Annotated in this window: 10 protein-coding genes and 1 pseudogene; 10 read left to right on the forward strand and 1 reads right to left on the reverse strand. The window is 72.6% G+C overall.

Going from position 1 to position 12,837, the window contains the following annotated elements:
• Positions 1-70 precede the first annotated feature (70 nt).
• The 5 genes and pseudogenes from ACFWPS_RS52900 (at position 71) to ACFWPS_RS52920 (ending at position 6,636) form a co-directional block, all read left to right on the forward strand.
• Positions 71-529, forward strand: a complete 459-nt coding sequence (locus ACFWPS_RS52900; protein ID WP_383721505.1) for a DUF1153 domain-containing protein — start codon at positions 71-73, stop codon at positions 527-529.
• A 163-nt stretch (positions 530-692) separates the two neighbouring features.
• On the forward strand, positions 693-1,256 hold the full coding sequence (locus ACFWPS_RS52905) for a hypothetical protein (protein ID WP_383721508.1): 564 nt from the start codon (positions 693-695) through the stop codon (positions 1,254-1,256).
• Between the two features lie 280 nt (positions 1,257-1,536).
• A complete protein-coding gene (locus tag ACFWPS_RS52910; protein ID WP_383721511.1) occupies positions 1,537-2,589 on the forward strand; it encodes a hypothetical protein in 1,053 nt (350 codons plus the stop codon).
• A gap of 419 nt (positions 2,590-3,008) precedes the next feature.
• Positions 3,009-3,329 (forward strand): annotated as a pseudogene (locus ACFWPS_RS52915) (NUDIX hydrolase); the annotation flags it as partial.
• 235 nt (positions 3,330-3,564) lie between these two features.
• Positions 3,565-6,636 (forward strand): BTAD domain-containing putative transcriptional regulator, encoded by a 3,072-nt coding sequence (locus ACFWPS_RS52920; protein WP_383721514.1) that lies wholly within the window; start codon positions 3,565-3,567, stop codon positions 6,634-6,636.
• A gap of 124 nt (positions 6,637-6,760) precedes the next feature.
• On the opposite strand, the gene ACFWPS_RS52925 is transcribed toward ACFWPS_RS52920, so the two are convergent.
• Complete coding sequence (locus ACFWPS_RS52925) at positions 6,761-6,946, reverse strand: hypothetical protein (RefSeq protein ID WP_383721516.1); 186 nt, start codon at positions 6,944-6,946, stop codon at positions 6,761-6,763.
• Positions 6,947-7,208: 262 nt separating this feature from the next.
• Between ACFWPS_RS52925 and ACFWPS_RS52930 the strand changes: the two genes are divergently transcribed.
• The 5 genes from ACFWPS_RS52930 (at position 7,209) to ACFWPS_RS52950 (ending at position 12,650) form a co-directional block, all read left to right on the forward strand.
• A complete protein-coding gene (locus ACFWPS_RS52930; protein WP_383721518.1) occupies positions 7,209-8,489 on the forward strand; it encodes a helix-turn-helix domain-containing protein in 1,281 nt (426 codons plus the stop codon).
• Between the two features lie 90 nt (positions 8,490-8,579).
• On the forward strand, positions 8,580-9,023 hold the full coding sequence (locus ACFWPS_RS52935; protein WP_383721521.1) for a cobalamin B12-binding domain-containing protein: 444 nt from the start codon (positions 8,580-8,582) through the stop codon (positions 9,021-9,023).
• Positions 9,020-10,360: a methylaspartate mutase gene (locus tag ACFWPS_RS52940; protein ID WP_383721524.1), complete on the forward strand. Its 1,341-nt coding sequence runs from the start codon at positions 9,020-9,022 to the stop codon at positions 10,358-10,360. The genes ACFWPS_RS52935 and ACFWPS_RS52940 overlap by 4 nt, the downstream gene beginning before the upstream one ends.
• On the forward strand, positions 10,357-11,358 hold the full coding sequence (locus ACFWPS_RS52945; protein ID WP_383721527.1) for an asparagine synthetase A: 1,002 nt from the start codon (positions 10,357-10,359) through the stop codon (positions 11,356-11,358). The genes ACFWPS_RS52940 and ACFWPS_RS52945 overlap by 4 nt, the downstream gene beginning before the upstream one ends.
• Complete coding sequence (locus ACFWPS_RS52950; RefSeq protein ID WP_383721530.1) at positions 11,355-12,650, forward strand: glutamate synthase-related protein; 1,296 nt, start codon at positions 11,355-11,357, stop codon at positions 12,648-12,650. The genes ACFWPS_RS52945 and ACFWPS_RS52950 overlap by 4 nt, the downstream gene beginning before the upstream one ends.
• Positions 12,651-12,837 lie beyond the last annotated feature (187 nt).

The following is a 12,837-nucleotide window of genomic DNA, read 5'->3' on the forward strand; positions in this document are numbered from 1 at the left end:
CGCGGCCTCCGTCCCCACCCCCCTACCCCCCCAGAATCACGAGCTCGATCAAGGAAAACGGAGAACCCCCATGTCCAGAACTCGCTGGCAGCGTCCGCTCGTCCTGGCGGTGGCCTCGCTGGCCCTGGCCACCGGCACCGCGTGCGCCGCCCAGGCGACGCCGGGTGTCACCACGGGAACCAGCCTGACGGCCCCGGCCGCCGCCGCCTCCCACTGCGGCCAGGGCGGGGAAGGAGGGAAGGGTGGAGAGGGCGGGAGGGGCGGTGCACCCGGTCAGCCGGGAGAACCCGGCAAGCCAGGCAAGCCCGGCTGCTTCAGGTTCGACGACCTGCCCGACAAGCCCAAGTCGGAGCTCACGGGCCTGGACAAGGCACGGATCGTGCTGACCGTGGAGTCCGGGCAGGCGAAGAAGTCCGAGGTGGTCAAGAAGTACAAGATCTCCGAGAAGGAGTTCGACACCTGGGACAAGCAGCTCCGCGACGGGGACTGGGCCGCGCTGCTGGATCTGAATTCCCTCTTCGGCTCCTGAGGAAATTCCAAGGAAATCCCCAGGACGCCCCGGCCCGATGCGGGCCGGGGCGTTTCTGTCAAGCCCCGAGTTCCCGGACCGTGACGACACGGCTCATCACCGGGTTTATTCGATACAGCGGAAACCACACTACGGAAAACAGTTCTTTGGAAAGAGGAATGTCATGCGTACGCCTTCTTGGAAGGTCCGTCTCGGTCTCACGGCCTCGGCCGCCCTGACCGCCGGTGTCACGGCCGGCGTGCTGGCCCCGGCCGCGATGGCGGCGCCGGTGCCGCAGAGCCGTCCGGCCACGGCGGCCGCCCGGCAGCTCCCCGCCGACAGCGCCCGGCCGGGCGGCGGCCTCGGCCAGTTCGGGCCCGTCAAGGGGGGCGACGGCAGTGTGCGGATCGGCGACCGGGTGTGCGCGGGCAACTGCAACGGAACCGTCAACGGGAGCAACGGCAGCCAGGGCGGGATCTGCGCCGGACTGTGCAACGGCAGCGCCAACGGCGGCACCGGCACGACCGGCACACCCGGCCGCGAGGGCGGCACCGGCGGCACGGGCGGGATCTGCGCCGGGATCTGCGGCGGCAGCGCCAACGGCGGCACCGGCGGCACGGGCGGAGTCGCGGTGGGCACCGGCGACGGCGGCCTCGGCGGCACCGGCGGCCGCGGCGGGATCTGCCTCGGGATCGGCTGTGAGAGCGGCGGCCGCGGCGGCACCGGAGGCACGGGCGGTGCCGGCTGACGGACCACGCCCTGAGGGACCAGGACGAGCGGGAGCGGCGGCCGTCCGGCGACTCCGGCCGTCCGATGCCCACCCGGGCCGCTCCGCGGCCCTCGCCGTCCGGGACCGCTGTGCCGTGCCACGCCGTGACGGGAGCGCCGACCCGTCCACGACGCAGAACCGCATCGGGTCGGCACCGCGCCCGGTCACGGGCGCTCCCTGCGCGCCTGACCACAGAGGCCTCCGCATGACCGAAGACTCGATGCCTCGGCTGTCAGTGGGGTCCGGCATACTCCGCGGCATGTCGACTGCCGATATCACCCTCGACGAGTGGCTCCACTTCGACCAGAAGGCGGCTGCGGCCACCGCAGAGGCAACCGCTCGAAAGGCGGGCGGTGCCGTCACTTCCGTCCACTCTCACGAATTCGCCGGACGAACCGCCTGGAACGCGATCGTCGAGATCGACGGGAGACCATACTCCTTCGTACCCGGCGGACACGCCCAGCTCGGCTTCGACCCCGCATCCTGGACGCCGACCGACGAAGAGGTGCTGTCCTATCTCGGTAGCCACCGAGCGTTGGACCTGTTTCCCGAGTACGCCGACGTCGAGCCGGATGACCGGGCCGAGGCCCTCGCCCACCGGACCGACAGCACTGTCGAGGAGATCCGCGAGCACATCGCCGCGATCACCTCGCGCCCCCGTACTGCGCATGTGAAGGCGTTCCTCGCTGCCACGCACTCCGACGAGGCCGGTGTGAGCGAAGCTCCCCTCGACCACCCGGTCATCACCGCGCTCGTCCAGCGGTGGAAGCCGGGATGCCAGGAACTCGTCGACGATTTCATCCTGCCCGAGACCGACACGGGCACCCATGGCCGAGTCCGCTTCGACCCGGACGGAAAACCCACGGCGGCGTGGCTCGCGGCCCACACCACCTACGACACGATCACCGATGAGCTGGCACGGACCGGCCGACGCCTGCCCACCCCCGATGAATGGGAACACGCCTACGCATTCGGCGCCCGAAGCCTGTTCCCCTGGGGCGACCGCATGCCGATCCGATGGCTCGAAGACGGCAACACCCTTGTCATGCCCGACGGTGTCCGCGTCGCCACCGCGTCGCCGACGCTGTCCGGACTGCACATGGCCGAGAACTCCTACAGGTGGGAGCTGACCGCCGACCGCCGAGAGGTCCGCGGCGCCGACGGCGGCGGTACCGAATGCGGCGGCGAACCCTGGTTCGCCAAGTGGCTGATTCAGGCGAGCTCCTATCGCGACCCCGAACAGGGCGACTTCGTCGCGCAGCGCCCGCACACCCGCGGCACCCTCCTGAGGCCTGTCATACCGCTGGATTGACGACGGTGGTGACCGAGGTGGCACCTGGGGCAGGCGGACAAGCCGGCAGAGCTGAACCGACCGACGGCATGCCGTGGGCGGTGGCACCCCGCGAGACGGTCAGAAGAGGCCGTAGCGGTCGGTGGTCACGGGTTGTCCGGCGCGGAGGACCGTATGCCGGGCGTAGGAGAGGCGGACGGCGGGGGGTAACTCGGGTGCAGCGAGGGGGACAGTGGCAGCCGGTGACCGGTGGCGTGCAGCCCAGCTTTCCGCACAACCGCAACGCGGGACGCCACTGGGTACCTGCGCGTCGAGGAGCAGCGTGCGCCGGTCCGCGCCGAGCCGGACTCCGGTGACCGCGGAAGGCTGCATCGTGGTCCACGGGATCGGCTCGGTCGCCGCCGACGAGGGCGACCTCCCGTCCTCCTGGCCGGCCACCTGTGTCCCGCAAGCGCCGAGGAACAGCACGGCAACGGCACAGAGCGAAGCGGCCGCTCGACGCGTTCCACCTGATCGTCGCAAGAGCGCTCAATCCCCTGAGCGGAACGATCGAGCCGGGCGAAAGCCGGCGGGACGCGCTGGTGCGCGAAGTACTGGAAGAGGTCGGGCTCAGGGGCAGGCCTCCGGAGAAGGTGTGGGAGAGCGCAACCGAGGACGGCGCTTTCGTCCTCCACCGGTGGACCGCCGCGGTCGAGGGAGGAGAACTCGCACTCGATCCGGGAGAGGTCGGCGAGGCCCGCCGGGTCGACGCCGAGGAATTCGGCCGGCTGCGGCCCACGTTCGCCGGGGACTGTCCCTTCTTCGAGGAGCAGGTCGCAGTCCGGTCCCGGGATCCCGGCCGCTCGACGTGCGTGGTCGGCGCCACCGGCTGTCCGGAATCGGCTGCTATTTTCGGTCAAAAGATCTCGATAATCGGTCAGGCGGCTTGCAGGTGGGTTGGGGCTGGCAGAGCATCGGGATGCACCCGGCGGGGAGGCTGGGGGTCAGGGGAGGGGAATGGCCGAGGGCATTCGGTTCGTCGTGCTCGGGGCCGTGCAGGTATTACGGAACGGGGCGGCGCTCCCCACCAGGTCTCCACAGCAGCAGGCGCTGCTGACCGCCCTGCTGCTCAGGTCCGGTCGGGCGGCCTCCGCCCACGAGCTGATCAGCGCGGTCTGGGGCGAGGAACCTCCGGACTCCGCCCTCTCCACCCTGCGCACCTACGCGTGGAGACTGCGACAGGTCATGGAGGAGGACCGGGCCGCGCCCAAGCTCCTGGTGTCGCTGCGCGACGGCTATCAACTGACCGTCCCGCCCGAGTCGGTGGACGCGGTGCGCGCCGAGGAGCTCGCCGCCGGAGCCCTGCGGGCACGCGACGCCGGCGGCGAGGCGGAGTGCGGCAGCCTGCTGAACGAGGCGCTGGCGCTCTGGCAGGGCGAACCCCTGACCGGTGTGCCGGGACCCTTCGCCGAACAACAGCGTTCCCGGCTCGGTGCGCTGCGGCTCACCCTGATGGAGCAGAGATTCGAGCACCGCCTCCGGGAGGGGCAGCACGGGTTGGTCATCCCCGACCTCATCGCCTTCACGCACGAGCACCCGATGCAGGAGAGACCCTACGGCTTCCTGATGCGAGCGCTCTACGCCGTCGGACGCCAGGCCGAGGCACTGGCGGTCTTCGGCAGGGCGCGCCGGGTACTCGCAGAGGAACTGGGCATCGACCCCGGCCCGGAGCTGACCGGCCTGCACGCCCGGGTCCTCGCGGGCGATCCGGAGCTGATGGGGCCCGCGGCGGGCCGTGCCACGGACACCGCCAGGCCGTCGGCGACGGCCACGCGGGCCGCACCCGCGGCCGATGAATCCCCCGAACGCCCCGAACCCGGCGATCCCGTCGTACCGGCCGAGGCGCCCGCGCCCGCCCCGCCCCTGCGGCCGGCCCAGTTACCCGCCGACGCGGCCGACTTCACCGGACGGACGACCGAGGTCGAGGCACTGTGCAGCGCTCTCACCGACCCCACCCGGGTGGCCCTGCCCGTCGTCTCCATCAGCGGCATGGGCGGCATCGGCAAGAGCACCCTCGCCCTCCGCGGCGCGCACCGGGCCAAACCCGACTTCCCCGGCGGGCAGCTCTACGCCGACCTGCACGGCAACGGCCTGGAACCCGCCGACCCGGCCACCGTCCTGGGCAGCTTCCTCACCGCGCTCGGGACACCCGGACACAGCCTGCCCGCGGCCACCGAGGACCGCGCCCGCCTCTTCCGTACGACGCTCGACGGCCGGCGCATCCTGCTCATGCTGGACAACGCCCGCGACCCCGCCCAGGTGAGACCGCTGCTGCCCGGCTCGGCCGACTGCGGGGTGATCATCACCAGCCGGGGCCGGCTGAGCGGCCTGCCCACCATCCTGCAGACCGATCTCGATGTCTTCGACACCGACGAGGCCCTCTCCCTGCTCCGCTCGATCGCCGGCGCGGGGCGCGTCGCCGAGGAGCCCGGCGCCGCCGCCGAGCTGGTGGCCCTGTGCGGACACCTGCCGCTCGCCGTGCGGATCGTGGCCTCACGGCTCGCCGCCCGCCCCCGGTGGCGGATCGAGGCCATGACCGCCCGGCTCGCCGACGAACGACTGCGCATCGGAGAACTGCGCGCGGGAGACCTGGGCGTGGCCGCGGCCTTCGAACTCGGCTACCGCCAGCTCACGGACGACCAGGCCCGGGCCTTCCGGCTGCTCGCGCCGCTCGCCCGGCCCGGCATCGGCATCGAGGCCGCCGCGGTGGTGCTCGAACTGGACGAGTACGAGGCCGAGGACCTGCTGGAATCGGTCGTCGACGCGGCCATGCTGGAGGCGCCGCTGCCCGGCCGGTACCGCTATCACGACCTGCTCCGGTCCTTCGCACTCCAGCTGACCGCCCCCGCCGCGGCACACCGCACCGGCGAGCCCTCCGACACGGCGCGGGCCGAGGGCACCGCGGCCCTGGGCCGGCTCCTCGACCATCTGCTCGGCGTGGCCTGTTCGGCGTTCCAGAGCATGGTGCCCGGCGATCCCGTCGGCGCCATCCTCGGCGGCGGCGCCACGCCCGGACACCGGTTCGCCACGCTGGCCGACGCCCGCGCCTGGGTGACCTCGGAGTTCGACTGCACCACGAACGCGGTGACGGCGGCTGCCCGGCTCGCGCTCGGCGGCGACACCCCCATGCTGCGCATGGCCACCGACCTGCTGGTCGCGCTCACCCCCTTCGGCCGGGACATCCCGTACGCGCAACTGGCCACCGCGGCCCGGATGGTGGCCGAGGCCGCCGCGCTGCGGGGCGACGACCAGGCCGAGGGCCGGGCCCGTTTCGTGTGCGGCAACGCCGCGCTGCAGAACACCCAGCTCGCCGAGGCCGAGTCGCAGACCCGGCTGGCCACCGAAGCCTGCCGGCGGGCCGGCGACACGGTCATCCTGCGGCAGATCCTCAACGACCGTGGTCTGATAGCCCAGTTCCAGCACCGGTACGCCGACGCCGTGGACTCCTACGACCGGGCGATCGAACTGGCCCGGGAACTCGGCCACCGCTCCGGCGAGTTGGTGACCCGGCTGAACGCCGCCCAGGCACGGCTGCGCAGCGGCCGCGCGCCGGAGGCCGTCAGCATGTGCGAGGAGGTCCTGGCCGAACTGCGGGACGTGGCGGACCCGCACGGCACCTCCTACGCGTGGTACGTCCACGGCATGGCACTGCACGAACTCGACCGTCACCCGGACGCCGTCACCAGCTATACCAGGTGCCTGGAGACCTGCACGGCGTTCCGCATCCGGGGCCGCGAGGCCCAGGCCAGGTCCCGGCTCGCGGCCACCTGGCGGGTCATGGGGAAACCGGACCTCGCCCTGTCCGAGGGAGAGGCGGCCCTGGCCCTGTGCGAGGAACTCGGCGCCGAGCGCGAGAAGGGCAACGCCCTGCTGGTCCTGGGCCGGGCCCTCGCCGACCTCGGCGACAACCCGGCCGCGCTGTCCCGGGCACGCCAGGCGGTCGCCGTCTTCACCCGCCTGGGACTGCCCGACGCCGACGAGGCGGAGCAGCTGGCGGCAAAGCTGCCGGACGTGCCACCGGGCCCGTGAACCGGATGCGCCACCTGGCCCCTGAAGGCGTGAACCCCCCTCGACGTATGAGCCCGTTGAACGAATGAGCGGCCCAGCCGAAGGTCGGCTGAGCCGCTCACCCGTACGGGCGGGCCGTCCCGGGTCAGCCCGTGCTGTTCCACTCCTCCGGAGCTCCGCCGTCGGCCAGCACGGTCGTGGAGTGGGCCGGCTTCGGGGCGTCCGTGTGCGTGCCCACCGACACTGCCGCGCTCAGCGCGGCGGCACAGCCCACGGCAGCGATCAGGAGCGCCGCCTTACGCGGGACCAGGGACTTCGGGAGTGCCTTCATCAGGTGCCGTCCGCCTTCGGGATCGGGCCCAGGAGCTGGGTCTCGGGTACCGGGAGGAGCCCGGTGAGGCCGTGTGCCTCGTTCTGGTCCAAGACTGCCGATGGCCGATCTACACGGGATGGAGGCCCGATCACCGCCGTGCCCTCGCGGCCGGGGGCGGCTGATGATCCCCCGTATATCCGTTCCCACCACCATCCATTCCAGGCGGAGACCGGACCCGGCCTCGGCCAGATCGTCGGTGGTGATGTGAAGGGAAAACGGCATGGATGGTGGTCAGCCGGTGTCCGGCTTCGGCGAACTGCTCAGATCCCAGCGTGAACGCGCCGGAATGACCCAGCAGTGCCTGGCCGATCACGCCACGCTGAGCGTGCGTGCGGTACGGGACATGGAGGCCGGCCGGGTCAGGCGGCCCCGGCACGAGACCGTACGGCTGGTCGCCGACGCGTTGCGGCTGACCGGCCGCGCACGCTCCGCCTTCGAGGCGTCGGCACGCCGGCAGGTGCCCGCCGAGGAGCCCACGGCCCCGCCCGCCCCGCGCACCGCGATCGTCGGGCGCGAACGGGAGACCGCGACGCTCGCGCGCTGCCTCACCGGAGACGGCGACCGGCTGGTGTCCGTCGTCGGCCTGGGCGGGGTGGGCAAGACCCGGCTGGCCCTGGAGGCGGCCTGGCACACGCACCGCTCCGAGCGCTGGCCGGTGCACTGGGTCTCCTGCGGCGACCGGTTGTCCCTCGCCGCGCCGGCCGGCCGCACCGGTCCCCTGGAAGCCGTCGGCGACCGGCCCGCGCTGCTGGTGCTCGACGGGGCCGACGACGGGCTGGACCACACCCTGCTGGACCGCGTCTTCCACCGCCACCCGAGCCTGCGGGTACTGGTCACCACCCGGTCGCCGCTGTCCCTCGACGGCGAACAGGTCGTCCCGCTGGCGCCGTTGGACACCCCCGGCCCGGACACGGCACCGAGCGACCTGGCCGCCGTGCCCGCCGTTCGGCTCATGCTGGCCCACATGCGGCGACTCCGCCCCGGCCTCACCCTGGAGCCGTCCGACACCCTGGCCATCGCCGGACTCTGCGCCTACCTCGACGGACTGCCCCGCGCACTCGAGTACGCGGCCGGCTGGACGCTCCTCGAATCCCCGGGCCGGCTGACCGAACGGCTCTCCGCCGCCCCGTTCGGACTGGCCGCCCCACCGGTGACGCACTGCGAACGCGGGGACGTGCGCGATGCCCTGGACGAGGCCCTGCGCTCGCTGACCGCCGATCAGCTGGCCTTCGTACGACTGCTGTCGGACTCGGCGTCCGACTGGTCCCTGGAAGAGGCCGCCGCGGCCGACGGCCGCAGCGCCCAGCACTGTCACCAGTCCCTCCACGAACTCCTCTCCCGCGGCCTGCTCCGCCTGACCCCGGACCGCAACAGCGCCCGGTTCGCCGTACTCAACCTCGTCCGCACGGTCTGCCGCGAGCAGTACGGCACCCCGGGCCTGGCGCCGATGCCCGGTGAGCCCCTGCCCCGCACCCCGTTCCCGGCGGCGCTGGTCTCCTGACCCGCCACGAGCCCCCTCACCACGCCGCTCGCCGCTCCGCCGTTCCCCCCCCACCTCTCCCCATCCCTACTGAACCAACGAGGAATCTCCGTGGAACTGGGAAAGGCCGAGCGCGTCGGCCTGGACGTCGTCGTCTCGACCATGGCGTCGGACGCGCACACATGGAACCTGGTCTTCCTGCAACTGCTGCTGGAGGAGCTCGGCCACCGCGTCACCAATCTGGGCGCCTGCGTCCCGGACGCCGACCTGATCGCCGAGTGCCGGCGACTGGCCCCCGACCTGATCGTCCTCAGCAGTGTCAACGGACACGGGTTCATCGACGCCCAACGGGTCGTCCCCGGCCTGCGCGCCTGTCCCGAACTGCTGCGCACCCAGATGGTGATAGGCGGCAAGCTCGGCATCACGGGCGCCGACGACGGGTCGGTCGCGCGGACCCTGCGGGCGGCCGGCTTCGACAAGGTCTTCGAGGAGAGCGCGTCCGCCGACGAGTTGCGCTCGTTCGTCCGCGCACTGTCCCGGGCGGTGCCGGTATGACTGCCGGGCCGGCCTCACCGCCGGTGCCGTTCGGGCGCTTCGTGACCCAGGCACAGGCCCAGGGCCGCCTGGTGGTGCAGCCGAGGATGGGAATGAGCCGACCCGACCGGATGCGGGACGGCCTGCGGGCCACCCGCGCCGCGGCGGCCACCACGGTCGGCACCATCACCGTGGACAGCTACACGAGGACCGGCGACGCCGTGGCCGCGCGGCGGGCCGTCGCCCAGGGCATGGCGCTCAACGGCTACCCGATCACCACCTACGACCCGGCCGTGACCCGGCAGGTGCTGCGCGGTGTCGCGGACGACGCCTTCCCGGTGCAGGTCCGGCACGGCTCGGCCCGCCCCGAGAAGATCGTCACCGCGCTGCTGGCCGCCGGACTGGACGCCACCGAAGGCGGACCGGTCTCGTACTGCCTGCCCTACAGCCGGGTCCCGCTCAACGTGGCCGTGGCCGGCTGGGAACGAAGCTGCGCGCTGCTGGCCGAGGCCCAGCAGGCCGGCGCGCGCCCCCATCTGGAGACGTTCGGCGGCTGCATGATGGGCCAGCTCTGCCCGCCCGGCCTGCTGATCGCGCTCAGCGTGCTGGAAGCCCTCTTCTTCCGGCAGCACGGACTGCGCAGCGTCTCCCTCAGCTACGCGCAGCAGGCCAACGCCCGCCAGGACGAGGAGTCGGTCACCGCGCTGTCCCGGCTCGCCGCCCGACTTCTGCCCGACGTCGAATGGCACATCGTCGTCTACGCGCACATGGGGATGTACCCGCTGACCCCCGAAGGGGCGCGGCTGCTGCTGCGGGAGGCGGCCCGGCTGGCGGTCCGCACCGGCGCGGCCCGGCTGATCGTGAAGACGACCGCCGAGGCGCACCGCATCCCCACCGTCGCGGAGAACGTGACGGCGTTGGAGACGGCCGCCGGGGCGGCCGCCGCGGAAGCGTCCGTGCCGAGGCCGCCCGGCGTCCCGGACACCGGGATCCACACGGAGGCGAGCGCCCTGATCGACGCCGTCCTCGACCTCGACCGGGACATCGGCCGCGCCCTGGTGACCGCCTTCGCCCGCGGCTACCTGGACGTGCCGTTCTGCCTCCACCCCGACAACGCCGGACGCGCCCGCAGCGGACTGGACGCCGACGGCCGCCTGTACTGGTCCGCCGCCGGAGCGATGCCGCTGCCCGGCAGGCCCGAACGGGGCCGGCCTCCGATCCTCGGCTCGGACGGCCTGATGGCCGCCCTGTCCTACGTACAGCGGACCTTCGACCGGCGCGCCCGGACCGAAACCGTCCGGTGCCCGTCCCACCCCGTCCACGCCCACACCACCGACAGATGGGATCAGCAGCCATGAGCCACGACACGCCCCACTCACCGCCGCCCCCTCCCGGCCCCCGGGCGCACCTCTCGTCCCCGGCGACCCACAGCACCCTGCGGATCCAGAACCAACTGATCGCGGCCGCCCGCGAGTACCTGACGTCGGCCGGGTTCACCGAGATGCTGCCGCCGGTCATCGGGCCCGTCACCGACCCGGGCAGCCGCGGCTCCAAACAGGTGGACATCGACTTCTACGGCCACCGCTACAAGCTCATGACCAGCGCCATCCTCTACAAACAGGCCTCCCTGCTGGCCTTCGACAAGATCTTCTGCATCGCCCCCAACGTCCGTCTGGAGCCGCTGGAGACCACCGACACCAACCGGCACCTCGCGGAGTTCCACCAGCTGGACGTGGAGGTGGCCGGCGCGGACCGGGAGCGGATCACCGGACTCCTCGAGGACCTCGTCGTCCACATGGTCCGCACCACCCGCGATGCGCTGCCCGCCGACTTCGAACTCCTCGGCCGGGACGTCGACGCCTTCACCGAGCTGCTGCACGGGTCGTTCGGCCTGCTCACGCACGCCGACGCGGTCGCCGAACTGCGGGCCGTCGGACACGACCAGAACCCGCACGCCGAGATCGACTGGGCGGGCGAGGCACTGCTGTCGTCCAAGGCCGCGCGCCCGTTCTTCGTCACCGACTACCCGAAGGGATCCCGCGGCTTCTACGACCGGGAGTCGCGCACCGAGCCCGGTGTGCTGCGCAACTTCGACCTCATCGCCCCCGAGGGCTACGGCGAGTTGTGCAGCGGCAGCGAACGGACCAACGACTACGCGCAGATCGTCACCCGGATGCGGGAGACCGGCGAGAACCCGCAGAAGTACCGCTGGTACCTCGACATGGTGCGCGAGGGCGTCCCCGCCAGCGCGGGCTTCGGCATCGGCGTCGAGCGGCTGACCCGGTACGTCGCCGGCCGGGACGCGGTGTGGCAGGCCAACGCCTTCCCCAAGCTGCCCGGGGTGGTCTCGCCGTGAGCCCGAGCCCCGTCGCCCCGGCCTTCCCCGAGGCCGAGGTCCGCCGCCGGGCCCGGTCGGGAGCCGCGGCCGCGTTCCCCGCCGCCGAGGACTACGGGCACGTGCTCTTCGGCGCAGGTGCGGGCGCAGGCGCAGGCGTTGGCGCCCCCACCGGTCCGGAGGACGCCCTCGACCGGATGCGTCTCGTCCCGCCCGTCTTCATGGCGGAGCGGCTGAAGAAACTGATCGAACTGGGCCGCGAGCCGATGTACGACGACGTCGAACTCACCACTCGCATCGGCGGCTTCACCGCCGCACTGCCCGTGTACGTGTCGGCGCTGGGCTCCACCCGGGCCGCCGGCGGCGACCCCGGCCTCGCGCTGAGCCGCCAGGCCGGCCGCCTCGGACTGCCCATGGTCATCGGCGAGAACGTCGTCCCGGTGCACGGCTACGGCCGCCTGAACGGACCGGCCGGACCCGGCGGCCCGGACGGCGGCGCCTCGACCACCCTGCTCGGCCGGCTGCGCGCCTACACCGGCGAACTGCCCGACGGGCTCGGCGGAGTGGCCGTGCAGCAGAGCACCGAGGACGCCGACGCCGAGGTCTGGAACCTCGTCTACAGCGACCCCACCGCCCGGCCCCTGCTGGATTCCGGACGGCTCGCCTTCGAGCTCAAGACGGGGCAGGGCGCCAAGCCCGGGCTCGGCGGGATGACCGTCCTCGACACGGCGACGGCAGCACGGTTCGGCGACCGCTACGGCCTGGACACGGCAGCCCTCGGCGAGCGGCACGTGCTGCGCTCCAGCAGCCCCGGCACGTTCACGGCGGAGATCCTGCGCCAGCAGATCCGGCTGATGCGCAACAACTTCCCCCGGGCCCGGGTCTGGGTCAAACTCCACCCCGGCCGCGATGTCGCCGAGGCGGCGCGGGTGGCCGTGGACGCGGGCGCGGACGCGGTGACGGTGGACGGCGCCGAAGGCGGCACCGGCTGGGCGCCCGTCGCGTTCACCGGCCGGGTCGGGCTGCCGCTCGCCGCATGCCTGCGGCGCCTGGCCGCCGATCCGCCGCCCTGCCTGCTGGTGTCCGGCCGGATGTGGGAGGGCGCCCGCGCCGTCAAGAGCCTGGCGCTGGGCGCGTGTGCCGTCGGGCTGGGCCGGGCCGCCCTGCTGTCCGTCGCGGAGGACCCGGACCAGGGGCTGATCCGCTTCACGGAATGTCTCGCCATGGAAATGCGGCTGCTGATCAGCGCATTGGGAAAATACGCCCCGGACGTGCTCGACGAGCAGGACGTCTGGTCCCCGGACGGCAATTGACCGGGCCGTCGAAATTGCCGTTCTTCTTCCTCTCCATCTGCCCGTCCACCGGATGAGCGCGACCTAGCGTTTCTCGCGTCGCCCATTCTGCGGGCTTTTCCATCATCGGGGTGAACCCATGTCCTCACGCGGTATTCCCTTCGCATTCGCGGCGGCCGTACGCCGCCATTCCGACCGGCCCGCCGGG

The organism is Streptomyces sp. NPDC058457 (assembly GCF_042720695.1).
Classification (GTDB): Bacteria; Actinomycetota; Actinomycetes; order Streptomycetales; family Streptomycetaceae; genus Streptomyces.

What these genes read in the sequence shown, in the direction of transcription:
- ACFWPS_RS52900 (WP_383721505.1), top strand. Translation starts at nt 71, where the DNA reads ATGTCCAGAACTCGCTGGCAGCGTCCGCTCGTCCTGGCGGTGGCCTCG.
- ACFWPS_RS52920 (WP_383721514.1), top strand. Translation starts at nt 3,565, where the DNA reads ATGGCCGAGGGCATTCGGTTCGTCGTGCTCGGGGCCGTGCAGGTATTA.
- ACFWPS_RS52945 (WP_383721527.1), top strand. Translation starts at nt 10,357, where the DNA reads ATGAGCCACGACACGCCCCACTCACCGCCGCCCCCTCCCGGCCCCCGG.
- ACFWPS_RS52910 (WP_383721511.1), top strand. Translation starts at nt 1,537, where the DNA reads ATGTCGACTGCCGATATCACCCTCGACGAGTGGCTCCACTTCGACCAG.
- ACFWPS_RS52925 (WP_383721516.1), bottom strand. Translation starts at nt 6,946, where the DNA reads ATGAAGGCACTCCCGAAGTCCCTGGTCCCGCGTAAGGCGGCGCTCCTG.
- ACFWPS_RS52930 (WP_383721518.1), top strand. Translation starts at nt 7,209, where the DNA reads ATGGATGGTGGTCAGCCGGTGTCCGGCTTCGGCGAACTGCTCAGATCC.
- ACFWPS_RS52940 (WP_383721524.1), top strand. Translation starts at nt 9,020, where the DNA reads ATGACTGCCGGGCCGGCCTCACCGCCGGTGCCGTTCGGGCGCTTCGTG.
- ACFWPS_RS52905 (WP_383721508.1), top strand. Translation starts at nt 693, where the DNA reads ATGCGTACGCCTTCTTGGAAGGTCCGTCTCGGTCTCACGGCCTCGGCC.